Below are 21796 nucleotides of genomic sequence, written 5' to 3' on the forward strand. Positions count from 1 at the left end.
GGGTGACGCTCCTTGAGTGAATAGCGGTGCATCCAGAGCAAGCGACTGTCATGGTTGGCGTTATTCGTTAGTTATTTGACAGTCCCGGAGCGCGGCTCAGCAAGTTCCGGGCCATTGCCATGGTGCGCCATCAATTCCACGATCCAATTGATAAATACCCTTAGCTTTTGGCTGATATGCCGGTTCGGCGGGTACGCCACGTAGAGCGGCATCGGCTCGAGTTGCCAGTCCTCGAACAGCGCCACCAACTCGCCCCGAGCCTGATGCGCGTGCGACATGTACCTGGGCAACCACAGCACACCCATGCCGGCCAGACCTGCCGCAAGGTAAGCGTTGCCGTCATCGACGGCGAGCACGTGGCGGCCCTTGATCTGCAGGTGTTCGCTGCCATTGTGCAAGGCGTAAGGCACGGGTTTGCCGGTGCGCGCCCAGAGAAAACCGACCACCCGATGATGCGAGTCCTCCAGCTCGCGTGGATGCTGCGGCGTGCCGGCGCGGGCCAGATAATCCGGCGCGGCGAAAACCCCGAGCTGAAGATCGGCCACCCGCCGCGCCATCAGTGACTGATCAAGCAATTCGCCGCCGCGCACCACGCAGTCAACGTTCTCATCGATGATGTCGACGATGCGGTCGCTGACACCCATGTCGATCTGAATGTCCGGATAACGCGCATGAAACTCAGGCAATGCTGGCACCAGAATCAGCCTCGCCAGCGGGCTCGGCACATCTACGCGCAAGCGTCCTCTGGGCAATGCCGACGCGCCGGACAGACCGGTTTCAGCGTCGTCCATATCGGCCAACAGCTTGATCACTCGCTCGTAGTAAATCGCGCCATCGGCAGTGACGTTGACCTTGCGTGTGGTGCGGTTGAGCAACCTGACCCGCAGCCGTGCCTCCAGTTGCTGCACGAGTTGGGTCACGGTGGTCTTGCTCATGTGCAAGGTCTCGGCGGCCTTGGTAAAACTGCCCGCCTCGACCACCCGGGCGAACGCCTGCATTGCATCGAAACGGTCCACTTTGCGCCCTCGGATTGTTTGGAATCTGCAAACAGTGAGCGCCAAGCTTGCGCGTTTATCGCCACTGCGCAAGTCCCTACAGTCACTCCTTCAACAACCACCAAACAATGATGGAGACACCCATGACCCAGCGCGACGTCGTGTTCCCGCCAGCCCGCCATGCGCTTTACGAGCGCCATCGTTATTCGCCAGCGATTCGTTCCAACGGTTTTCTGTTCGTCTCGGGGCAAGTCGGCAGCCGTGAAGACGGTTCGCCCGAACCGGATCTGCAGAACCAGGTGCGCCTGGCGTTCAATAACCTCAATGCGATTCTCGACGCCGCCGGTTGCAGCTTCGCCGATGCGGTGGACGTCACGGTGTTCATGATCGATCCACAATCGACCTTCGAAACCATCTGGGAAGTGGTGCCGGAGTACTGGGGCAGTGCGCCGTATCCGACGATCACTGCGGTGGGCGTGACCTGGCTGGCCGGGTTTCAGTTCGAGATCAAGGTGATTGCCAAACTGCGCGAAACGGCCTGATCGTCTGGCGGATTTGCACCGGGGGTCGGCAGTCTTCAGACTGTCCGGCCCGCTTGCCTTTGCTCGACAACCGCCATGTCAGACCTGTTATTGAAGCCCGCCCTGCCCGGTATCGCCCTGCGACGCTGGCGCCTGTTGCATCGCGTCAAACAGACTCACGCGGCGCAGTTGTTCAACGTCACCCAGTCGACCATTTCCCGCTGGGAAAGCGTTGTGCAGGCGATGGAACCTGCCGCGCAACTGCAACTGGAGCGTTTGCTGACTGCGCGCCTGGACAGCGCCGCCGATCAGGTATTGGCGCGTCTGATCGGGGAAAGTCAGCGGCCGATGCACCTGATCTGCGACCTCACCCATCGCCTGCTGGCCTGCTCTCCTGCGCGTGCTGCCGAGTTCACCCGACCCTTGAGTACGTTGCTGGGACAATCGCTGTGGCGCTTCGCAACGCCGGAAATTGTGCTCAGAGAGTCGGCCCTGGCAACCAGCGGTTGGCACGAAATTCAGGCGCCGCCAGCCGTGGAATTCAGCACCGGCAGCAATGCCTCCGACCTCGTGCCGATCCGCGCCGGCCGATGCCGCTGGACGCGCATTCCACTCTCCGACGGCAGCGCCGCGCGGCTGGTGGAAACCCTCTGAACGCATATTTTATGCGTGGACGCCAAGCCCCTACGGTTCCAGGCTGAGCTTTTCGGCGTAATCAGCCAGGCAGACACATGAACCTCGAAATGATCAAAGGCCGCCTCGAATTCCTGCGCGAAGCAGAAAAACTCAAGGACGTGCTGCGCAGCGCGCACACCTCCAGCGGCCGCACCGAAAGCACCGCCGAACACAGCTGGCGCCTGTGCCTGATGGCGATTGTATTCGCCGATCAACTGGCCGGCCTCGACCTGCTCAAGGTCCTGAAGATGTGCGTGATTCACGATTTGGGCGAAGCCATCAATGGTGACATTCCAGCGGTCAATCAGGCCGCGTTCCCCGACAAGGGTGAACAGGAACGCAACGACCTTCTGCTGCTGACCGGTGCGCTCGATGAGGCGCTGCGCAGCGAAATTCTGGCGCTGTGGGACGACTACGAAAATGCTCAGTCCGCCGAAGCCAAAGCGGTCAAGGCACTGGATAAACTGGAGACGCTGCTGCAACACAACCAGGGGCTGAACCCGGCGGATTTCGATTACGGTTTCAATCTGGGCTACGGCAAGAAATACACCAGTGCCGACCCGGTCTTCGCCACCCTGCGTGAGCTGATCGACCAAGACACGCGACAGCGCATCAGCGACGGCCAAAACGGCAACGAGCGATCCTGAATCGGCCGATTCATCTCGGATCAATCCACTGGCAAGAAACGTGGAGCAAAACATCACCGAGCACCCGCGCTGGTCATTGACAGCGCGGCTGCGTATAACCTCGCCGTTTCGTCTAACCTGATTGAGCGTCCGCGCGCGACACCGCGCCCGGTGGCGCTTAGAATGCGACGCTCATGAAACGGAGATTTCCATGCTCAAACGAACCCTGGCACTGACTGCTGCTCTGGCCCTGTCTTTTTCTGCTCTGGTGGCGCATGCCGCCGATGTGTTGCGGGTCAGCGCGATTCCCGACGAAGCCCCGACCGAATTGCTGCGCAAGTTCGAGCCGCTCGGTGCGTACCTGGAGCAGCAGTTGGGCATGAAGGTGCAGTTCGTTCCCGTGGCCGACTATCCGGCGGTGGTTGAAGCGCTGGCGACCGACCGCCTCGACATGGCCTGGCTGGGCGGTTTCACCTTTGTTCAGGCACGCCTGAAGACCGACGCCACCACCCCGGTGATCCCGCTGGTGCAGCGCGAGCAGGATGCGCAGTTCACCAGCAAATTCATCACCGCCGACCCGAACGTCAAGAGCCTGGCCGACCTCAAGGGCAAGACCTTTGCCTTCGGCTCGGTGTCGTCCACCTCCGGCAGCCTGATGCCGCGTTACTTCATGCTGAAGAACGACAACATCAAGCCTGAAGCCTATTTCAGCCGCGTTGCCTATTCCGGCGCGCACGATGCCACCGTGGCTTGGGTTCAGGCGGGCAAGGTCGATGCCGGTGTGCTGAACGCCAGCGTCTGGCAGAAACTGGTAGACGCCGGCAAGGTCGACACCAGCAAGGTCCACGTGTTCGCCACCACCCCGGCCTACTTCGATTACAACTGGACCGTGCGTGGCACCCTCGACCCGGCGCTGGCGGCGAAGATCAAGAAAGCTTTCCTTGACCTCGACCCGGCCAACCCCGAGCAAAAGAAGATTCTTGATCTGCAGGCTGCCAGCCGCTTCATCGACACCAAGCCCGAAAACTACAAGGGTATCGAGGAAGCTGCTCGCGCTGCCGATCTGTTGAAATGACCCTGAGCCTCAAACAAGCCCGCCTGCACCACGCCAACGGGGTCGATGCGCTACGCGGCGTCGACCTGCAGATTGGCGCGGGTGAGCAGGTGGCGATCATCGGCCCGTCCGGCGCCGGAAAATCCAGTCTGCTGAACTTGCTGGCCACCGCGTTGCGCCCCAGCAGCGGCGAAATCGAGGTGCTGGGCGAACGTCCCTGGCACCTCTCCACTCGTCAACGGCAACGCCTGCGTGCGCGCATCGGCCTGGTGCATCAAGCCCCACCGCTGCCGCCGCGCCAGCGCGTGGTAACGGCGGTGCTGGCCGGTAAACTCGGCCAATGGAGTTTGGGCAAGAGCCTGCTGAATCTGCTGCATCCCACGGATATTCCCGGCGCCCGTGCGGCCCTCGCCCGCCTGGATCTGGGCGACAAACTCTTCGCTTACTGCCAGCAATTGTCCGGCGGCCAATTGCAGCGCGTAGGCATTGCCCGGGTGCTGTATCAGGCGCCGGAGATTCTGCTGGCGGACGAACCGGTGTCGGCGATGGACCCAGTACTCGCCGGGCACACCCTGTCGATCCTCTCGCAGCATGCCCGGGCGCATAACGTCACGCTGGTGGCGAGCCTGCACGCGGTGGAACTGGCGCTGGCACACTTTCCGCGCATCATCGGCCTGCGCGACGGCCAGATCCTGTTTGACAGCCCAGCCGGACAGGTCAGCCGCGAAATGCTCGACACGCTGTACGCCAACGAGCAATTGCAAAGCCCGACGACGCCCAGTGCGCCGCTGATTGTGCAGATCCCGCGATGCTGAGGGCCGATTCACGCGACCCGGCGGCCGCGCCGCGATTACTGCTGACCCTGCTGGCACTTGCCCTGCTGTGGCCGGGCATCCAGCTCAGCGAACTGGACCTTGGCGTGCTGCTGCACAGCGACAGCCAGACCGAAATGGGCCGCTTCATCTCCGGATTCTGGCCACCGGCGCATGACCACGACTTTCTTCAGTTACTGTTCAAAGCGACCCTGCAAACACTGGCCATCGCCACCGCCGGTATGGCTCTGGCGCTGCTGCTGGCGGTGCCGGCGAGCCTGATTGCCAGCCGCGCGCTGTCGTTGTCCGCCGCGTCCCGCGGCGGCATTCCCAGTCGGGTCGGGCGCTTGCTGCGCTGGCCGGTACGCGGGCTGCTGATCTTCTTGCGCAGCGTGCCGGAGATCGTCTGGGCACTGCTGTTTGTGCGTGCCGTGGGCCTAGGCCCGGCAGCCGGTGTGCTGGCGATCGCCATCACCTACAGCGGCATGCTCGGCAAGGTCTACGCGGAAATTTTCGAATCCACCGACCAACGCCCGGCGCACGCCTTGATGCAGGCCGGCAGCGGACGACTCGCGGCGTTTGCCTACGGGATTCTGCCGAATGTCGCGGCCGAGCTGCTGTCGTACACGGTGTATCGCTGGGAGTGCGCGATTCGTGCGTCGGTGGTGATGGGATTTGTCGGCGCCGGAGGCCTCGGCCAACAGATCGACCTGTCATTGCGCATGTTCGCCAGCGGTGAAGTGGCGAGCATGTTGCTGACGTTCCTGATTCTGGTGCTCGGTGCCGACCAACTCAGCCGCCTGCTGCGCTGGAGGCTGACATGAATCGCCTGATCAATCTGTTGCTGATCGTCGGCATTGGCGTCTCGGTCATCGCCTCGTTCGGCTACCTCGAACTCGACCTCGGTGAACTCGGCAGCGCCACCAGCCTCAAGCAGATGGGTGCCTACGCGCAGCGCTTTCTCAGCCCGGACCTGAGCGCCACGCATTTGCAGGCGATCCTCAAGGGCTCGCTGGAAACCCTCGCCATGTCGGCCCTCGGCACCCTGCTCGCGGCGGTGTTCGGCATCCTCCTCGCGCTGCCCGCCGCCGGACGCTTCGGCTGGCCGCTGCAAAGCGCTTCGCGGCTGCTGCTTAACGGTCTGCGGGCGATTCCGGAACTGGTGTGGGCGGCACTGATGGTGCTCGCCGCCGGCCTCGGCCCGAATGCCGGCACCCTGGCGCTGGCCTTGCACACCACCGGCGTGCTCGGCCGGTTGTTCGCTGAAGCGCTGGAAAACACCCCGCCGGAACCGGCCGAAGCGATCCGCTTGCAGGGTGGCAACCCGGTGCTCGCGTTCTGCTACGGCACCCTGCCCAACCTTGCCCCGCAATTGCTCGCGTATTGCCTGTATCGCTGGGAAAACAACATTCGCATGGCCAGCGTGCTGGGCTTTGTCGGTGCCGGCGGTTTGGGGCAGATGTTGTATGTCAGCCTCAGCCTGTTTCAGGAAGCGCAGGCGAGCACGGTGATTCTGGCGATGCTGATTCTGGTGCTGGGCGTGGATTCGCTGAGTGCCTGGAGCCGGCAGCGTTGGGTCAAGGCCTGACGGGCAAGCCTCACTACCCCGTCGCCAACCGATACTGCCGCGGGGTAAATCCGGTCGACGCCTTGAACTGCCGGGTGAACGCGCTGTGGTCGGTATAGCCGCACTGCAGCGCCACTTCGGTTATCGGCAAGTCGCCGTGCAACAGCCGATGCGCATGCTCAAGGCGGACTTTCTGGATCATCTGCCGCGGCGTCAGGTGGAACACGCGCTTGCAGTAACGCTCCAGTTGCGCCACGGAAATCCCGGCGATGCGCGTCAGCTCGCTCAGGCTGACGCGCTGATTGAAGTTTGCCCGGATGTACTCGTCCACCGCCGCCAGCCGCTGATACGCCGGATGGGTTTCGCTGGCGGTCTGCAAGTCGACGGAAATTCCCGCCAGGCCGATGATCCGATTGTTGCGGTCGTACAACGGACGCTTGTGCGTCAGGCACCAGCCCGGTTCGCGGCTGCCGTACAGATGCAGCTCCAGCTGATCTTCCAGCACAAACCCCTCTTCCAGCACGCGCCGATCCTGCTCGGTGTAGCCCGGTCCCAGTTGCACCGGAAACACCTCGGCGCTGGTCTTGCCCAGTAACGGTCGCAGGTCTTTCAAACCGCAGCGCTGCACCAGCGTCTGGTTGGCCATGACATAGCGCGCCTGCAGATCCTTGATGAAGATCGCCGCGTTGGGAATCACGTCGAGCATGGGCAACAGCAGCGCCATGCTGGCGAGCAGATCGTCGAGGCTCTGCGGTCGACTCGCCTCGTTCTGCTGGCTCAGGATCGCAAACGCGTTCTGCGTCATGACTGTCACTCCCCACGGTGCGCATTGGCTTGCGCGCAGATTGCCCGATGGCCGACAGCCTGTCGAGCCGGGCCTTTGCCGTTGGCCATTGTGCTGATTTCGTCATCGCCACCGGCAAAAAACATCAATCGCCCATCGCCCGATGAGTTCACTGTAGCGCCACTGCACGCCCCTCCAACAACCAACAAGAAGGCGACGCTATGACAGGCCAAGGCAAGTTCAAGAAACAACTTTCACTGATAGACCTCACGTTCATCGGACTGGGGGCGATCTTCGGTTCGGGCTGGTTGTTCGCGGCCAGTCACGTGTCGGCCATCGCCGGCCCGGCAGGGATTTTTTCCTGGCTGCTCGGTGGTTTCGCCGTGTTGCTGCTGGGCATCGTCTACTGCGAATTGGGCGCCGCGTTGCCGCGTGCCGGTGGCGTGGTGCGTTACCCGGTTTACTCCCACGGCCCGCTGCTCGGGTACCTGATGGGTTTCATCACGCTGATCGCGTTTTCCAGTCTGGTGGCGATCGAAGTGGTCGCCTCGCGGCAATATGCGGCAGCGTGGTTTCCCGAGTTGACCAAGGTCGGCTCCAGCGACCCGACCGTGCTCGGCTGGTTCGTGCAGTTCGGGCTGTTGTGCCTGTTTTTCCTGCTCAACTACCGCAGCGTGAAGACCTTCGCCATGGCCAACAATCTGGTCAGCGTGTTCAAGTTCATCGTGCCGCTGCTGGTGATCGGCGTGCTGTTCACCTTCTTCAAACCGGCGAATTTCGAAGTGCATGGCTTTGCGCCGTTCGGTCTGTCCGGCATCGAAATGGCCGTGTCGGCCGGCGGGGTGATCTTCGCTTATCTGGGCCTGACGCCGATCATCTCCGTGGCCAGTGAAGTGAAGAATCCGCAACGCACGATCCCGATTGCGCTGATCCTGTCAGTGCTGCTGTCCACCGCGATTTACGTGTTGCTGCAAACCGCTTTCCTCGGCGGCATCCCGACCGAAATGCTCGCCAATGGCTGGGCCGGCGTCGCCAAGGAACTGGCCCTGCCGTACCGCGACATCGCTCTGGCACTGGGTGTCGGCTGGCTGGCGTATCTGGTGGTGGCCGATGCGGTGATCTCGCCTAGCGGCTGCGGCAACATCTACATGAACGCCACGCCACGGGTGATCTACGGCTGGGCGCAGACCGGGACCTTCTTCAAGATTTTCACCCGCATCGACGAAAAATCCGGCATCCCGCGCCCGGCGCTGTGGCTGACCTTTGGCCTGTCGGTGTTCTGGACCCTGCCGTTCCCGTCGTGGGAAGCGCTGATCAACGTGGTCTCCGCCGCGCTGGTATTGAGCTATGCGGTGGCTCCGGTGACGGTGGCCGCACTGCGCCGTAACGCGCCGGACATGCCGCGTCCGTTCCGGGTCAAGGGCATGAGCGTGCTTGGGCCGCTGTCGTTCATCATCGCCGCGCTGATTGTCTACTGGTCGGGCTGGGGCACCGTGTCGTGGTTGCTCGGCCTGCAAATCCTGATGTTTGTCATCTACCTGCTGTGCGGGCGCATGGTGCCGACCGCGCACCTGAATCTCGGCCAGCAAGTGCGCTCGTCGGCGTGGCTGATCGGCTTCTACGCCGTGACCATCGTCCTCTCCAAGCTCGGCAGTTTCGGCGGCATCGGCGTGCTCAGTCATCCGTTCGACACGGTGATCGTCGCGGTCTGCGCGCTGGGCATCTACTACTGGGGCGCCGCCACCGGCGTACCGGCACGCCTGATTCGTCTGGAAACCGAGGACGACGAAAGCGAAGCCGCTGAATCCTCCACCCATTCGGCAACGGGCCAGCGCCCTGCTCACGCCTGACCTTCACTCAAGGGACGAACCATGAAACGACTGCACATCATCGATTCCCATACCGGCGGCGAACCCACGCGTCTGGTGATGAAGGGCTTCCCCGAGCTGCCCGGCAACAGCATGGCCGAGAAGCGCGATGCCTTGCGCGAAGGCCACGATCAATGGCGCCGCGCCTGCCTGCTGGAACCGCGTGGCAACGACGTACTGGTCGGCGCGCTGTATTGCGCGCCGGTGTCGCCGGACGCCACTTGCGGGGTGATTTTCTTCAACAACGCCGGATACCTCGGCATGTGCGGCCACGGCACCATCGGCCTGGTCAACTCGCTGCATTACCTGGGGCAGATCGAACCGGGCGTGCACAAGATCGACACCCCGGTCGGCCCGGTCAGCGCCACCCTGCACGAGGACGGCGCGGTGACCCTTGGCAACGTCCCCGCCTGGCGCTACCGCAAACAGGTGCCGGTCGATGTGCCCGGTTACGGTCGCGTGTCCGGCGATATCGCTTGGGGCGGCAACTGGTTTTTCCTGGTTTCCGAACACGGCCAGGACCTGCAGATGAGCAACGTCGAAGCCCTCACCGAGTACACCTGGGCGATGCTCAAGGCCCTGGAGGCCCAAGGCATCCACGGTGAGGACGGCGCGCTGATCGACCACGTCGAACTGTTTGCCGACGACGCCCACGCCGACAGCCGCAACTTCGTCATGTGCCCGGGGAAGGCCTACGACCGCTCGCCCTGCGGCACCGGCACCAGCGCCAAACTGGCCTGCCTGGCCGCCGACGGCAAACTCGCCGAAGGCCAGGTCTGGACGCAAGCGAGCATCACCGGCAGCCAGTTCGAAGGGCGCTTCGAATGGCAAGGCGAACGCGTACGCCCATTCATTACCGGCCGCGCCTACATGACCGCCGACGCCACCCTGCTGATCGACGAGCAGGATCCTTTCGCCTGGGGCATCTGAGTGCCCCGCTTTTCTAACGATCCGAATGAATGTCCCGAGGAGCTACAACAATGAGCGATAACATCTTCACTGGCTGCATTCCCGCGCTGATGACTCCGTGCACCGCCGCGCGTAAACCCGACTTCGACGCCCTGGTGGCCAAGGGTCGCGAGCTGATCGATATCGGCATGAGCGCGGTGGTTTACTGCGGCTCGATGGGCGACTGGCCGCTGCTGACCGAGGCTGAGCGTCAGGAAGGCGTAGCGCGTCTGGTGGCCGCCGGGGTTCCGACCATCGTCGGCACTGGCGCGGTCAACAGCCGTGAAGCGGTGTCCCACGCTGCACATGCGGCGAAAGTCGGTGCCCATGGCCTGATGGTGATTCCGCGCGTCTTGTCCCGTGGTGCTTCGGCCACCGCGCAAAAAGCCCACTTCGCCGCGATCCTCAACGCCGCGCCGAACCTGCCGGCGGTGATCTACAACAGTCCCTACTACGGCTTCGCCACCCGCGCCGACCTGTTCTTCGAACTGCGCCGTGAACACCCGAACCTGATCGGCTTCAAGGAGTTCGGCGGTGGCGCCGACTTGCGCTACGCCGCCGAAAACATCACCTCGCAGGACGATGCCGTGACCCTGATGGTCGGTGTCGATACCCAAGTGGTGCACGGTTTCGTCAACTGCAACGCCACCGGCGCGATCACCGGTATCGGCAACGCCCTGCCCCGCGAAGTGCTGCAACTGGTGGCGCTGAGCAAGCAAGCGGCCAAGGGCGATGCCAAGGCCCGACGTCTGGCGCGCGAACTGGAAGCGGCGCTGGCAGTGCTGTCGTCGTTCGACGAAGGCTGCGACCTGGTGCTCTATTACAAGCACCTGATGGTGCTCAACGGCGACCGCGAATACGCCTTGCACTTCAACGAAACCGACGCCTTGAGCGATGCCCAGCGCCGTTACGCCGAGACCCAGTACGCGCTGTTCCGCCAGTGGTACAAAAACTGGTCCGCCGAACAGAACCTCGCCTGATCGCAGTCCCTGCCCCGGTGTGATGCCGGGGCTTCACCTCTTTTATCAAGGAAGCGTCATGACTCTGACAGGCCACATGCTGATCGGCGGCCAAGCCATTGCCGGCAGCCGTGAAGCGATCCATGCGATCAACCCCGCCACCGACGCAGTGCTGGAACCGGCCTATGCCGGTGGCACTGCAGAACATGTCGAACAGGCCTGCGCACTGGCGTGGCAAGCCTTTGATCGTTATCGCGAGACCTCCCTGGAGGCGCGCGCCAAATTTCTCGAAACCATCGCCAATGAGATCGAAGCCCTTGGCGATGCGCTGATCGACCGTGCCGTGGCCGAAACCGGCCTGCCACGCGCCCGTATCCAGGGCGAACGCGGACGCACTTGCGGGCAATTGCGCACCTTTGCCCGCACCGTGCGTGCTGGCGAGTGGCTGGACGTTCGCGTCGATCAATCACAACCACAGCGCCAGCCGCTGCCACGTTCTGATTTGCGCCAGCGGCAGATTGCGCTGGGGCCAGTGGCGGTGTTCGGCGCCAGCAACTTTCCGCTGGCGTTCTCGGTGGCCGGCGGCGACACCGCTTCGGCGCTGGCCGCCGGTTGCCCAGTGATCGTCAAGGCGCATAGCGCACATCCCGGCACCAGTGAACTGGTCGGCCAGGCGCTGGCTCGCGCGGTGAAAAAATGCGGTTTGCCTGAAGGCGTGTTTTCGCTGCTGTTCGGTTCGGGCAATGAAGTGGGCATTGCGTTGGTCAGCGATTGGCGCATCAAGGCTGCGGGCTTCACCGGCTCGCGCAGTGGCGGCCTCGCCCTGAGCCAAGCGGCGCAGGCACGGCCGGAGCCGATTCCGGTGTACGCGGAAATGAGCTCGATCAATCCGGTGCTGCTGTTTCCCGCAGCGCTTGCCGCTCGCGGTGAGGCGTTGGCGCAGGGTTTTGTCGCCTCGCTGACTCAGGGTGCCGGGCAGTTCTGTACCAATCCCGGGCTGGTCATCGCTCACCAAGGGCCGGCGCTGGACAGTTTCATCGCCACCGCCGCCGAAGGGGTCCAGCGCAGCCCGGCGCAGACCATGCTCACGCCGGGGATTTTCCGCGCCTATGCAAGCGCCGTCGCCGCGTTGGCCGAACATCCGCAGGCGCAACACGTGGCGAGCGGTCTAGCGGCTGAAGGCCCGAACCAGTGCCAGACGCAATTGTTCATGACTCAGGCGCAGGACTTCCTCGCCGACGCACGCCTGCAAGGTGAAATCTTTGGTGCCGCATCACTGTTCGTACAGTGCGCCAACGACGATGAAATCCGTCAGGTCTGCGAACACCTCGAAGGCCAGTTGACCGCCACCCTGCACCTGGATGACGCCGATCTGGATCAAGCCCGGGCCTTGTTGCCGACACTGGAACGCAAGGCCGGACGTCTGCTGGTCAACGGCTGGCCGACGGGGGTCGAGGTGTGTGACGCGATGGTGCATGGCGGGCCGTTCCCGGCCACCTCGGATTCGCGCAGCACCTCGGTCGGTACGGCGGCGATCCTGCGTTTCCTGCGTCCGGTGTGTTATCAGGATTTTCCCGACAGCCTGCTGCCGCCGCCGCTGAAACAGGCGAATCCGCTGCAGTTACGACGCTTGCTCGACGGCCAGAGGGAAGCCTGAACATGCCCGACAACCTCACAACGGACAACGCCGACATCGCGGTGATCGGCGCCGGCATCATCGGTGTCGCCTGCGCCCTGCAACTGGCGCGTCAGGGTAAACGGGTGGTGGTCATCGACAAGCAGCCGCCCGGTCATGGCGCCTCGTTCGGCAACGCCGGGCATCTGGCCACCGAGCAGGTGTTTCCGATTGCCGATGCGTCGATCCTCAAGCGCCTGCCGGCAATGCTGATGGACCCGATGGGGCCGCTGCGCCTGGACTGGAAGTACCTGCCGCGCGCTTTGCCGTGGTTCAGCCGATTACTGCTGAACCTGCGCCCGGCGCCGTTTCAGCGCACCGTGGCCGGTTTGCGCGCGCTCAACGAAAGCAGCCTCGACGCCTGGAAGCGCCTGCTGCACAGCATCGCCCACCCCGACCTGCTCAAGGAGGACGGCTCGCTGTTAGTGTTCGAGCGCGCCGAATCGCGACCCGCCGTCGAAGCCTTGCAGGCGCGCATGCGTCAGCAACAGGTGCCGGTGGATTTCTGGTCGGCCAGCGCCGTGCGAGAAAGCGCGCCGCAGCTCAGCGAACAGATTCAGGGCGGATTGTTCTACCCGCGCACCGGGCATTTTCTCGACCCGTATCAGGTGGTATGTGAACTGGTGAGCGCGGCCAAAACGGCCGGCGTGCAGTTCTTCCAGCAGGAGGTTCAGGGCGGCCAGTTGCAGGCGCATGGCGTGTCGCTGATCACCGATCAGGGACGTTTCACCGCGCGGCAGGTGCTGATCGCCTGTGGCGCGCATTCGGCGAAGCTCACCACTGCACTGACCGGTAAACGCGTGCCGCTGGACACCGAACGCGGCTATCACCTGATGTTGCCGCATGAGCAAGGACGCCTGCCGTTCGCCGTCACGTCGCTGGAGCGCAAGTTCATCATGACGCCGATGGCCGGCGGCTTGCGCCTGGCCGGCACCGTTGAGTTCGCCGGTCTGGAGCGCCCGCCGTTTATGGAACGCGCCTGGCAGTTACACCGTTTGAGCAAGGGCTTATTCCGCCGTGATTTGAACGCTGAAGACGCGACGCCGTGGATGGGCTTTCGTCCGTCGCTGCCGGACTCGCTGCCGATCATCGACAAGGTCTGCGACGGCAAGGTACTGCTCGCGTTCGGTCATCAGCATCTGGGGCTGACTCAAGCTGCGATTACCGCAGAGATGGTCGCGCATCTGGTGTCACCCTCAGCGAACTCCGGCTTGCCGGCACTGGATGCCTATCGACTCGGTCGCTTCTGAGATATCGATGAAACGTTTTTGGTTTCATACTGAGCGCCGACCTTGGCCCCGCGCATATGGAACCGACTATGACTTCATCAATGGATACCCAGACACCCGAGCCACAAGCAATCTGCAACCCGATCACCAGCAGCGCGATTTTCATCGTCGCCACGCTGCTGCCTGGCAGCGACGCCGCCAGTCAGGTGCGCGGCTGGTGCGGCGACATCGCCGCCCTCACCCGTTCGGTCGGCAAACGCGTGCCCAACGGCAACTTGTCATGTGTCTGCGGTTTCAGCGCCAGCGCCTGGGACGCCCTGTTCGGCAGTCCACGTCCGGCCTCGCTGCATCCGTTCCGCGAGTTCGGTGTCGAGGGCCGTCGCGCCGTTGCGACGCCGGGCGACATCCTGCTGCACATCCGTGCCGACCAGATGGACCTGTGTTTCGAACTGGCGACCCAGTTGTGCAGCGCACTCAATGGCGCGATCACCGTGGTGGATGAGGTGCAGGGTTTCCGCTACTTCGACATGCGCAGCATCATCGGTTTCGTCGATGGCACCGAGAACCCGGTGGGCCGCAAGGCTGACCACTTCACCCTGATCGGCAACGAAGACCCCGCGTTCGAATCCGGCAGTTATGTGCTGGTGCAGAAGTATCTGCACAAGATGGAGGCGTGGAATGCATTGAGCGTCGAGGCTCAGGAGAAGGTGATCGGCCGCACCAAGCTGGCCGACATCGAACTCGGTGAAGAGGTCAAGCCGAGCAATTCCCACAGCGCCCTGACCACCATCACCAAGGACGGTCAGGAGCAGAAGATCCTGCGCGACAACATGCCGTTCGGTCGTCCGGGGGTTGGCGAGTTCGGCACCTATTTCATCGGTTACGCGCGCTCGCCGGAACCGATCGAGCAGATGCTGGAGAACATGTTTGTCGGCAAACCCGTCGGCAACTACGACCGTTTGCTGGACTTCAGCACGGCAGTCACCGGGGGGCTGTTCTTTGTGCCGTCAGCCGACTTGCTCGAAGAGCTGGCGGAGCGTGAGCCCGAGCAGGCGTGACACCGTAGCGCCACGCCCGCCCGTCACTCAGTGTGGCGCGCGCGGGATGGTTTTCAGCAGGTCTTCCGGGCTGATGTGGCCGACCACGCTGCCCGGTTGCGGCATGTTGAGGATGTGGCCTTTCATCTTGCCGATGATGTGCATCTCGCACGGCTTGCAGTCGAACTTCAAGGTCAGCACTTCGTCGCCGTGAATCAGCTGCATCGGCGCGACCTTGGTGCGCACGCCGGTCACGCCTTTGGCCTGTTTCGGGCACAGGTTGAACGAGAAACGCAGGCAGTGCTTGGTGATCATCACCGGCACTTCACCGGCCTCTTCGTGCGCCTCGTAGGCCGCATCGATCAGTTTCACGCCGTGACGGTGATAGAAGTCGCGCGCCTTTTGGTTGTAGACGTTGGCCAGGAACGATAGGTGCGACTCCGGGTACACCGGCGGTGGCGTGGTTTCAGCCTTGCGGCTGCCACGCGGATGCGCCGCGACACGGGCGGCCGTCAGGGCTTCGATGACTTCACGGCGCAAGGCCTTGAGCTGCGAGTTCGGAATGAAGAACGCCTGCGGTGCATCGAGCTTGATGTCGGTGGCGTGGTACTGGGTGGTACCGAGCTGACCGAGCAGATCCTGCAATTGCTCCAGCGCCTGTTCCGGCTTGTTGGCCACACCGAACGGACCGTTGAGGGTCACGCTGGCACTGATCCCCTCTTCACTGGTCGCGGTCACTTCCAGCTGTTCTTCACGCAGACGCGCGACCCAGCTCAATGCGATACGACGCTCGGCAGAGGTCTTCTGCAGCGCCTGTTGCCAGTTGTGGTCGAGATTGCGGTTCAGCGGATGATTCGGCCGCAGCTTGTACAGGCCTTCGGGCATTTCGTTCGGCTCGACGCGGTAGCGATAGCGCTTCTCGCCGTCTTCTTCGAACTCGCCCTTTGGCTCGGCGATGTTGGCGCGGAAACCCACGACTTCACGCTTGACCAGCACGTTGAGGCCATCGCCGTTGGACAGCGGTTCCTGCGTCACCACCTGGATGTCACGCTTGCCGACTTTCTCGACGGTGCCCACTGGCAGACCGGTGAAGGTCGGCGAATCGAACGCGCCGATGTCGATCTTGCGATCGGTGACGAAGTAGTCGGTGCTGCCACGGTGGAAAGTCTTTTCCGGGTCCGGCAGGAAGAAGTGCGCGGTACGGCCGCTGGAGGCGCGAGCCAGGTCCGGGCGGTCTTCGAGCACGTCGTCAAGGCGCTGGCGGTAATAGGCGGTGATGTTCTTCACATAGCCCATGTCCTTGTAGCGACCTTCGATCTTGAACGAGCGCACACCGGCTTCGACCAGCGCGCGAATGTTGGCGCTCTGGTTGTTGTCCTTCATCGACAGCAGGTGTTTTTCGTAGGCGATCACCCCACCCTTTTCGTCTTTCAGGGTGTACGGCAAACGGCAGGCCTGCGAGCAGTCGCCACGGTTGGCGCTGCGCCCGGTCTGCGCGTGGGAGATGTTGCACTGCCCGGAGAACGCCACGCACAGTGCGCCGTGAATGAAGAACTCGATGGCGGCATCGGTTTCGTCGGCGATGGCACGAATTTCTTTCAGGTTCAGCTCACGGGCCAGTACCAGTTGCGAGAAACCGGCCTGATCGAGGAATTTCGCCCGCTCCAGCGTGCGGATGTCAGTCTGGGTACTGGCATGCAGCTCGATCGGCGGAATGTCCAGTTCCATCACGCCCAGATCCTGGACGATCAGCGCGTCGACACCGGCGTCGTACAACTGGTGGATCAGCTTGCGCGCCGGCTCCAGTTCGTTGTCGTGCAGGATGGTGTTGATGGTGGTGAAAATGCGCGCGTGATAACGGCGGGCAAACTCCACCAGCTCGGCGATTTCGCTCACCTCGTTGCAGGCGTTGTGGCGCGCGCCGAAGCTCGGGCCACCGATGTACACGGCATCGGCGCCGTGCAGGATCGCCTCGCGGGCAATCGCCACGTCACGGGCGGGGCTGAGCAATTCCAGATGATGCTTGGGCAAGGACATAGTTTTTTTAGTCAGGCTGTCACGGTTAAGGCGCGCATTGTAGCCGCGAAACGCCCGAGCGGCACGCCTGTGCTGCCAAGTGGCAGATGACCTCGCTCCAATCCGACACGAGAGTCTCCTGTAGGAGTGAGCCTGCTCGCGATGATGGTGGCACAGTCAACGTTGATGGTGGCTGATTTACCGCTATCGCGAGCAGGCTCACTCCTACAGGGGGCGGTCAGGCCTTGGCGGCCATTGCGGTGACTTCCACGCGCATGCCTTCCACCGCCAGCGACGCCACGCCCACCGCGGCGCGCACCGGCCATGGCTTGGCGAAGAAGCGCTTGTAGACTTCGTTGAACGCCGCACGGTCGGCCATATCGGTGAGGTAGATGGTCAAGTGCATGACGCGATCCATCGAACTGCCGGCCCGCTCCAGCGCCACTTTCAGCGCCTGCAGGGTGCATTCGCTTTGCTGGGTGATGTCGCCCAGCTCCAGACTGCCGTCGGCGCGGGTCGGGATCTGGGTCGAAACCAGAATGCCGTTGAAACCGACGACGTCGGAGGAAATCGAATCTGCATCCGGATCAGGGGTGAAGCTGAGGTCTTGATTAGCCATGAAAGTCTCTTGTCTGGAGAGATTGAGGGTCGCCGGCCAACAACGCGCCGGGACTTTCGCGCGGGCAGTTTACATCAGTCCCCCGCTCCGGCTCAGGCAACTGTCAGCCCCAGCCACAAATCGCGCGCATAAAAAAACGCCAGCCCTTTCGGACTGGCGTTTTTTCTGAATATGGCAGGGGCGGCTGGATTCGAACCAACGCATGGCAGGATCAAAACCTGCTGCCTTACCGCTTGGCGACGCCCCTGTATCTCAAGCTCTGTAACAAGCTCTTCGAGAATGGGCCGCAATTTACCAACCTTTTTTTAATCTGGGAAGCCCTGAGTGCAAAAAAATTTGTTTTAAAACAGCCAGTTATTTCTGAGCCGAGGCAAACGGCGCGATTCACTTCGACAAATTCAGCGCAATCGCCTCGCGAATCAGCGCTTGCAAGGCCCGCTCATCGACCGGGTCGCCCTCGTGAAAATCAATCGCCCGGCGGGTGTTGCCCTCAAGGCTGGCGTTGAACAACCCCGCAGGATCAGCCAGCGCCGCGCCCTTGGCGAAGGTCATCTTCACCGCCGCCTTGTAAGTCTCCCCGGTGCAAATGATCCCGCCCCGCGACCACACCGGAACGCCCCGCCACTTCCACTCCTCCACCACCTCGGGATCGGCCTGGCGAATGACCTTGCGAATCTCGCCGAGGATCGCTCCGCGCCAATCGTCCAGTTCAGCGATTCGAGCGTCGATGAGTGCCGAGGCGTCGGTGTCGGTTTTTTCGGGTTTCATGGCGAGCGTCCTCCTCGGCGATTTGACTGCATCAATCGTAGCTGGCCAACCGAGAAACGCTGGACGCATGATTTACCCGCTCGCGATCAATGCCTCATGCAATTCCCGATATGCCGCTACCAGTTGCTTAAGGGAGAACGCCCGATTGCGCCCACTGGGATTGGGCAACACCCACACGTGCGCGCCGCCGAAGGTCTTCGCCTGCGACCCCCACGCCACCACCTTCTGCCCCGTCAACGCCGCATACGCAGCCTTGCCGAGAAACGCCACAAAGCGCGGCGCATGGCGGCTGATCTTCTGCTCAAAGCCCTGGGCGGCAGCGGCGAACTCTTGCGCCGCCAATTGATCCGCCCGCGCCGTCGGCCGCTCGACCACCGCCGTCAAGCCGCAGCCAAATTGCAGGATGCTTCGATCCTCCTCCGCCGGCACCTCATGCGGGGTGAACCCGGCCAAGTGCAAGGTGCGCCAGAAGCGATTACTGCGCCCGGCAAAATGATGCCCCTGCGCCGCCGCGAGCAATCCCGGATTGATCCCGCAGAACACCACCGAAAGCCCCGGCGCCAGAATGTCTTCAAGCCCTTCACCCGCCATGCGCCCGCCCTCATTCGCAAACATTTGCACCACCACCCACGGCAAACCCTAGAATGGCCATCCCAGCCACAGAGCCAAGCACAACGATGGACGTTATTCAGACCCTGCGCTGCTTCGTCGCCGTGGCCCAGAGCGGCAGCTTCACCGCTGCGGCCGACGTGCTCGACACCACCACGACCAACGTCTCCAAAGCCGTCTCCAGCCTCGAAGCCCGGTTGCACACGCGCCTGATCAACCGCACCACTCGCCGCCTCGCCCTGACCGAAGCCGGCGTGCGTTATTTGCAGCGCGCCGAAAAAATCCTCGATGACCTGCGCGAAGCCGATGAAGAAGCCGGCACCGCCCAGACCTTGCCGGTCGGGCGTCTGAAGATCCACGCCATGGCCGCCATCGGCAACCACTACGTGATCAATGCAATCGCCCGTTACCGCGAGATTCACCCCACGGTGATGTTCGATCTGACCCTGAGCAATCGCCTGCCCGACCTGCTGGAAGAAAGCTACGACATGTCCATCGTGCTAGCCCGCGACCTGCCGGATTCCGGTTTCGTCGCGCAACGCCTGGGCAGCACTTACAGCATCCTCTGCGCCTCGCCGGCGTACCTGGCCAAACGCGGCCACCCCGCCACACCCGCCGACCTCGCAGCGCACGACTGCCTGCGCATCGTCAACACGGTGATGCCCGCAGACAACTGGGTGTTCGAAGGCCCGCAAGGCATGGAAACGCAGAATATCCCCGACTCCCCTTTCCACATCAACACCGCCGACGGCATGGCCACGGCGATCAGAAATGGCATGGGCATCGGCATTCAGCCGCTGGCATCAGCCGTCGAAGGATTGGTCGGAGGCACACTGGTGCGGGTACTGCCGCAGTACCGCCTGGAGGAATACAACCTGTTCGCGATCTACCCGTCGCGCAAATTCGTCGACGCCAAAATCAAGACCTGGGTGGAGTTCCTGAAAACCGCCATCCCGCAACTGTTGGCATCGGATGAAGACATGGCTGGGGCCAAGCAACTCGCTGATGCTTAGTGCCGCAGACCTGGAGTGTCGACCCTCCAGCACCGGCATCGACCATTAACCGTTAGAGCAACCGCTGCCCATCACTTGGTATTGCACGACGTGTTGCGCGCCGGTTGAGTCGTCATAAGTCATCTGCACCGGCACCGCGCCGCACTGATTGGCAGTGTCGGAGATCGACACCACGTGAGCGATGTCGAGTTGGCTGGCGGAGTTGTACGCCTCGACTTGTGCGGTTTCATCCGCCGCAAAGGCTTGCGCGCCGATACCGCCTAGGGCCAGAAGAAGAGCGATTTTTGCAAGTTTCATGATGTTCACCGTCTCGTGGGGAACCGTGTTTGTTCACGGAGTGGAGACGATGTTAGGGGTTCAAGCGCACGGCAAAAATCGGTCGGCTGGACAAACACTGTGTCCAGAATGGTGATGAATAAGTCCAGACACCGTGGGTGCCCTTTTCGCGAGCAGGCTCACTCCTACAGTGGATTTTGCAGTGCTCACGAATGTTGTGGCGGGCGCAAAACCTGTAGGAGTGAGCCTGCTCGCGATGGCGCCAGCCCAGTCAACAAAGAACCCGAGACGACCGCCAGCGACCAGACAACACAAAACCCATGGCGAGAGGTTTAGCGATACGTCGCACCGTCCCGATGGGCCGCGAATCGGCCCCAAACCCCAAACTCACCTACTCCAACCCAAGCCCCGCACGCCCCATCGAATTCAGACGCTCCACCGGAAAACGCTCCACCCACGCCCGCTCATAATCCTCCCGCGGAAAATCATCCGGCGACGCCCCCTGCTCAAACGCCCTGAACACATCCCGCGCATAGCGCAGATTCTTCGCACACATCGGCGCCGCCGGCACGTACATCACGTTGCCCCAGCCCTGCTGATTCTCCACCGGCGCGACGCTATGGATCACATCGCAATGCCACCAAACCGAATCGCCGGCCTGCACATCCGGAATCGGACTTAGCCCCTCGATCAGCAGCGGATGCCATTGCCGCGATACCGGCAGCACCTTGCCCGGCGCCACCCCACACAACTCGTCTTCGGGCACGTCATCGAGCAGCGGCCGCAGCAGCAGGTACGCCATCGCCGTGGGGATCGGCAGGGTGTGCAGCACGCCTTGATCGGCCTGCATGTCCGACAGCGCAGTCCAGCCCTGAAACGTGCGAAACGCCGAACACTTCACCGTGTCCTTGTAGGCGTATTCATCCACCTCGGTACGAAACGCCGCATCCCACGGGTCGTAGGCCGCGAAGTCGTTGCTGTAGATTTTGTCGAAGACCTTCAAATACGCCGGATGCAGCCAGCGCTCCAGCGCCCCGGAATCGGTGTGCGGGCCAAGGCCTTTCGAGTGCGTGCCCGGCGGACGCCGACGTACCCGATCCGGATACAGCGCGTTGATGTCCGGATTGAACCAGTCCTGACCGTGCGAATGAGTCTTCCACAACCGATTGAGAAACGCCTGCGCCGTGCCCATCCGCTCATGCTGGCGCAACTGCATTTGCGCCGCCGACCAATAGATCGGAAAAATCTCCGGCCGCGACGCCTCAAGATTGCCGAAAAACTGGTCGGCCGGCCCACGGTAAAACGCATCGAACCGGTTCTTGTCGAGGTAATCCAGTAACCCCTGGTCCCACTGCAACACCTGCTCGCGGGGGAAGTGATTGCGGATCACCACGCAACCGCGACGCTTGATCAACGCCAGTTGCTCGGCAGTCACTGTGCCAGCGGCGATGTCAGCGAACTCCAGCACCGGCCAGCCCGACCCGGTCTGCGCCTCCTGGGCTTTGATCGACGCAATCTCGCCGGCAATAAACTCACTGACCTCGGCAAACAGCCCCTGCACATCGCCGATCTGCGCGCGCAAGGTGCGTTTCATTTTGACGATACTTTCGCGGTAATTCTCCGGAAGCGTTGCGCTCTCGAATGCCTGGTATTTGCTCATCGGGGGACCTGCAGACCTTGTTGTTGGTGCAGGTATGGGACCACTTCCGATGGTGTCGGCGGCAGCCTGATTTACCGCGTCAAGT

At 62.6% G+C, this 21796-nt stretch carries 22 protein-coding genes and 1 tRNA gene; 14 read left to right on the forward strand and 9 right to left on the reverse strand.

What is annotated here, in order from left to right:
* Positions 1-71: 71 nt before the first annotated feature.
* Positions 72-1016, reverse strand: coding sequence for a LysR family transcriptional regulator (locus J1G18_RS22870; RefSeq protein ID WP_139054479.1), 945 nt, complete (start codon positions 1014-1016; stop codon positions 72-74).
* 122 nt (positions 1017-1138) lie between these two features.
* On the opposite strand from J1G18_RS22870, the gene J1G18_RS22875 reads away from it, so the two are divergent.
* From J1G18_RS22875 to phnE, 7 genes are all read left to right on the forward strand, one after another.
* Entirely contained in the window at positions 1139-1537 is a 399-nt protein-coding gene (locus tag J1G18_RS22875; RefSeq protein WP_134786185.1) for a RidA family protein, read from the forward strand.
* A 75-nt stretch (positions 1538-1612) separates the two neighbouring features.
* Positions 1613-2170: a helix-turn-helix domain-containing protein gene (locus J1G18_RS22880; protein WP_223008580.1), complete on the forward strand. Its 558-nt coding sequence runs from the start codon at positions 1613-1615 to the stop codon at positions 2168-2170.
* A 77-nt stretch (positions 2171-2247) separates the two neighbouring features.
* Positions 2248-2838, forward strand: a complete 591-nt coding sequence (locus J1G18_RS22885) for an HD domain-containing protein (protein ID WP_095135366.1) — start codon at positions 2248-2250, stop codon at positions 2836-2838.
* Between the two features lie 190 nt (positions 2839-3028).
* Complete coding sequence (locus J1G18_RS22890; protein WP_223008582.1) at positions 3029-3892, forward strand: putative selenate ABC transporter substrate-binding protein; 864 nt, start codon at positions 3029-3031, stop codon at positions 3890-3892.
* On the forward strand, positions 3889-4686 hold the full coding sequence (locus J1G18_RS22895) for a phosphonate ABC transporter ATP-binding protein (protein ID WP_223008585.1): 798 nt from the start codon (positions 3889-3891) through the stop codon (positions 4684-4686). Before J1G18_RS22890 ends, J1G18_RS22895 begins: the two co-directional genes overlap by 4 nt.
* Positions 4680-5507, forward strand: coding sequence for a PhnE/PtxC family ABC transporter permease (locus tag J1G18_RS22900; RefSeq protein WP_103485021.1), 828 nt, complete (start codon positions 4680-4682; stop codon positions 5505-5507). The genes J1G18_RS22895 and J1G18_RS22900 overlap by 7 nt, the downstream gene beginning before the upstream one ends.
* Positions 5504-6271 (forward strand): phosphonate ABC transporter, permease protein PhnE, encoded by a 768-nt coding sequence (gene phnE / locus J1G18_RS22905; protein ID WP_223008587.1) that lies wholly within the window; start codon positions 5504-5506, stop codon positions 6269-6271. The genes J1G18_RS22900 and phnE overlap by 4 nt, the downstream gene beginning before the upstream one ends.
* Before the next feature lie 13 nt (positions 6272-6284).
* Here phnE and J1G18_RS22910 read toward each other — a convergent pair whose 3' ends face one another.
* Positions 6285-7055, reverse strand: coding sequence for an AraC family transcriptional regulator (locus tag J1G18_RS22910; protein ID WP_223008589.1), 771 nt, complete (start codon positions 7053-7055; stop codon positions 6285-6287).
* Positions 7056-7255: 200 nt separating this feature from the next.
* On the opposite strand from J1G18_RS22910, the gene J1G18_RS22915 reads away from it, so the two are divergent.
* From J1G18_RS22915 to J1G18_RS22940, 6 genes are all read left to right on the forward strand, one after another.
* Complete coding sequence (locus J1G18_RS22915; RefSeq protein ID WP_150367876.1) at positions 7256-8884, forward strand: APC family permease; 1629 nt, start codon at positions 7256-7258, stop codon at positions 8882-8884.
* Between the two features lie 21 nt (positions 8885-8905).
* Positions 8906-9832: a 4-hydroxyproline epimerase gene (locus tag J1G18_RS22920; protein WP_098968380.1), complete on the forward strand. Its 927-nt coding sequence runs from the start codon at positions 8906-8908 to the stop codon at positions 9830-9832.
* Positions 9833-9882: 50 nt separating this feature from the next.
* Entirely contained in the window at positions 9883-10830 is a 948-nt protein-coding gene (locus J1G18_RS22925) for a dihydrodipicolinate synthase family protein (protein WP_027613817.1), read from the forward strand.
* Positions 10831-10888: 58 nt separating this feature from the next.
* Positions 10889-12466, forward strand: coding sequence for an aldehyde dehydrogenase (NADP(+)) (locus J1G18_RS22930; protein ID WP_223008591.1), 1578 nt, complete (start codon positions 10889-10891; stop codon positions 12464-12466).
* A 2-nt stretch (positions 12467-12468) separates the two neighbouring features.
* Positions 12469-13734, forward strand: coding sequence for an FAD-dependent oxidoreductase (locus J1G18_RS22935; protein WP_223008593.1), 1266 nt, complete (start codon positions 12469-12471; stop codon positions 13732-13734).
* A gap of 68 nt (positions 13735-13802) precedes the next feature.
* Positions 13803-14771 carry a Dyp-type peroxidase gene (locus tag J1G18_RS22940; protein WP_223008595.1) on the forward strand — a complete coding sequence of 323 codons (969 nt, stop codon included), beginning with the start codon at positions 13803-13805 and terminating at the stop codon, positions 14769-14771.
* Between the two features lie 27 nt (positions 14772-14798).
* Here J1G18_RS22940 and J1G18_RS22945 read toward each other — a convergent pair whose 3' ends face one another.
* From J1G18_RS22945 to mug, 5 genes are all read right to left on the reverse strand, one after another.
* Complete coding sequence (locus tag J1G18_RS22945; protein WP_098968376.1) at positions 14799-16787, reverse strand: peptidase U32 family protein; 1989 nt, start codon at positions 16785-16787, stop codon at positions 14799-14801.
* A 217-nt stretch (positions 16788-17004) separates the two neighbouring features.
* On the reverse strand, positions 17005-17385 hold the full coding sequence (locus tag J1G18_RS22950; RefSeq protein WP_007969250.1) for a RidA family protein: 381 nt from the start codon (positions 17383-17385) through the stop codon (positions 17005-17007).
* A 172-nt stretch (positions 17386-17557) separates the two neighbouring features.
* Positions 17558-17632: transfer RNA gene (locus tag J1G18_RS22955), tRNA-Gln, on the reverse strand.
* Between the two features lie 137 nt (positions 17633-17769).
* Entirely contained in the window at positions 17770-18153 is a 384-nt protein-coding gene (locus tag J1G18_RS22960; protein ID WP_223008597.1) for a DUF1801 domain-containing protein, read from the reverse strand.
* A 72-nt stretch (positions 18154-18225) separates the two neighbouring features.
* Positions 18226-18744 (reverse strand): G/U mismatch-specific DNA glycosylase, encoded by a 519-nt coding sequence (gene mug / locus J1G18_RS22965; protein WP_223008619.1) that lies wholly within the window; start codon positions 18742-18744, stop codon positions 18226-18228.
* Between the two features lie 86 nt (positions 18745-18830).
* Between mug and J1G18_RS22970 the strand changes: the two genes are divergently transcribed.
* Positions 18831-19775, forward strand: a complete 945-nt coding sequence (locus J1G18_RS22970) for a LysR family transcriptional regulator (RefSeq protein WP_223008606.1) — start codon at positions 18831-18833, stop codon at positions 19773-19775.
* 45 nt (positions 19776-19820) lie between these two features.
* On the opposite strand, the gene J1G18_RS22975 is transcribed toward J1G18_RS22970, so the two are convergent.
* Positions 19821-20072 carry a DUF2790 domain-containing protein gene (locus J1G18_RS22975; protein WP_098968370.1) on the reverse strand — a complete coding sequence of 84 codons (252 nt, stop codon included), beginning with the start codon at positions 20070-20072 and terminating at the stop codon, positions 19821-19823.
* 370 nt (positions 20073-20442) lie between these two features.
* The gene (locus J1G18_RS22980; protein WP_134786168.1) at positions 20443-21711 is read right to left on the reverse strand and encodes a DUF1479 domain-containing protein; all 1269 of its coding nucleotides are present in this window, start codon (positions 21709-21711) and stop codon (positions 20443-20445) included.
* Positions 21712-21796: the final 85 nt, after the last annotated feature.

The sequence above is a fragment of the Pseudomonas sp. MIS38 genome, from assembly GCF_019891575.1.
In the GTDB taxonomy this organism is placed as follows: Bacteria; Pseudomonadota; Gammaproteobacteria; order Pseudomonadales; family Pseudomonadaceae; genus Aquipseudomonas; species Aquipseudomonas putida_A.

Excerpts from the sequence above, each read along its gene's own strand:
- J1G18_RS22875 (WP_134786185.1), top strand. The coding sequence starts at position 1,139 with ATGACCCAGCGCGACGTCGTGTTCCCGCCAGCCCGCCATGCGCTTTAC.
- J1G18_RS22880 (WP_223008580.1), top strand. The coding sequence starts at position 1,613 with ATGTCAGACCTGTTATTGAAGCCCGCCCTGCCCGGTATCGCCCTGCGA.
- J1G18_RS22885 (WP_095135366.1), top strand. The coding sequence starts at position 2,248 with ATGAACCTCGAAATGATCAAAGGCCGCCTCGAATTCCTGCGCGAAGCA.
- J1G18_RS22890 (WP_223008582.1), top strand. The coding sequence starts at position 3,029 with ATGCTCAAACGAACCCTGGCACTGACTGCTGCTCTGGCCCTGTCTTTT.
- J1G18_RS22895 (WP_223008585.1), top strand. The coding sequence starts at position 3,889 with ATGACCCTGAGCCTCAAACAAGCCCGCCTGCACCACGCCAACGGGGTC.
- J1G18_RS22900 (WP_103485021.1), top strand. The coding sequence starts at position 4,680 with ATGCTGAGGGCCGATTCACGCGACCCGGCGGCCGCGCCGCGATTACTG.
- phnE (WP_223008587.1), top strand. The coding sequence starts at position 5,504 with ATGAATCGCCTGATCAATCTGTTGCTGATCGTCGGCATTGGCGTCTCG.
- J1G18_RS22910 (WP_223008589.1), bottom strand. The coding sequence starts at position 7,055 with ATGACGCAGAACGCGTTTGCGATCCTGAGCCAGCAGAACGAGGCGAGT.
- J1G18_RS22915 (WP_150367876.1), top strand. The coding sequence starts at position 7,256 with ATGACAGGCCAAGGCAAGTTCAAGAAACAACTTTCACTGATAGACCTC.
- J1G18_RS22920 (WP_098968380.1), top strand. The coding sequence starts at position 8,906 with ATGAAACGACTGCACATCATCGATTCCCATACCGGCGGCGAACCCACG.
- J1G18_RS22925 (WP_027613817.1), top strand. The coding sequence starts at position 9,883 with ATGAGCGATAACATCTTCACTGGCTGCATTCCCGCGCTGATGACTCCG.
- J1G18_RS22930 (WP_223008591.1), top strand. The coding sequence starts at position 10,889 with ATGACTCTGACAGGCCACATGCTGATCGGCGGCCAAGCCATTGCCGGC.
- J1G18_RS22935 (WP_223008593.1), top strand. The coding sequence starts at position 12,469 with ATGCCCGACAACCTCACAACGGACAACGCCGACATCGCGGTGATCGGC.
- J1G18_RS22940 (WP_223008595.1), top strand. The coding sequence starts at position 13,803 with ATGACTTCATCAATGGATACCCAGACACCCGAGCCACAAGCAATCTGC.
- J1G18_RS22945 (WP_098968376.1), bottom strand. The coding sequence starts at position 16,787 with ATGTCCTTGCCCAAGCATCATCTGGAATTGCTCAGCCCCGCCCGTGAC.
- J1G18_RS22950 (WP_007969250.1), bottom strand. The coding sequence starts at position 17,385 with ATGGCTAATCAAGACCTCAGCTTCACCCCTGATCCGGATGCAGATTCG.
- J1G18_RS22960 (WP_223008597.1), bottom strand. The coding sequence starts at position 18,153 with ATGAAACCCGAAAAAACCGACACCGACGCCTCGGCACTCATCGACGCT.
- mug (WP_223008619.1), bottom strand. The coding sequence starts at position 18,744 with ATGGCGGGTGAAGGGCTTGAAGACATTCTGGCGCCGGGGCTTTCGGTG.
- J1G18_RS22970 (WP_223008606.1), top strand. The coding sequence starts at position 18,831 with ATGGACGTTATTCAGACCCTGCGCTGCTTCGTCGCCGTGGCCCAGAGC.
- J1G18_RS22975 (WP_098968370.1), bottom strand. The coding sequence starts at position 20,072 with ATGAAACTTGCAAAAATCGCTCTTCTTCTGGCCCTAGGCGGTATCGGC.
- J1G18_RS22980 (WP_134786168.1), bottom strand. The coding sequence starts at position 21,711 with ATGAGCAAATACCAGGCATTCGAGAGCGCAACGCTTCCGGAGAATTAC.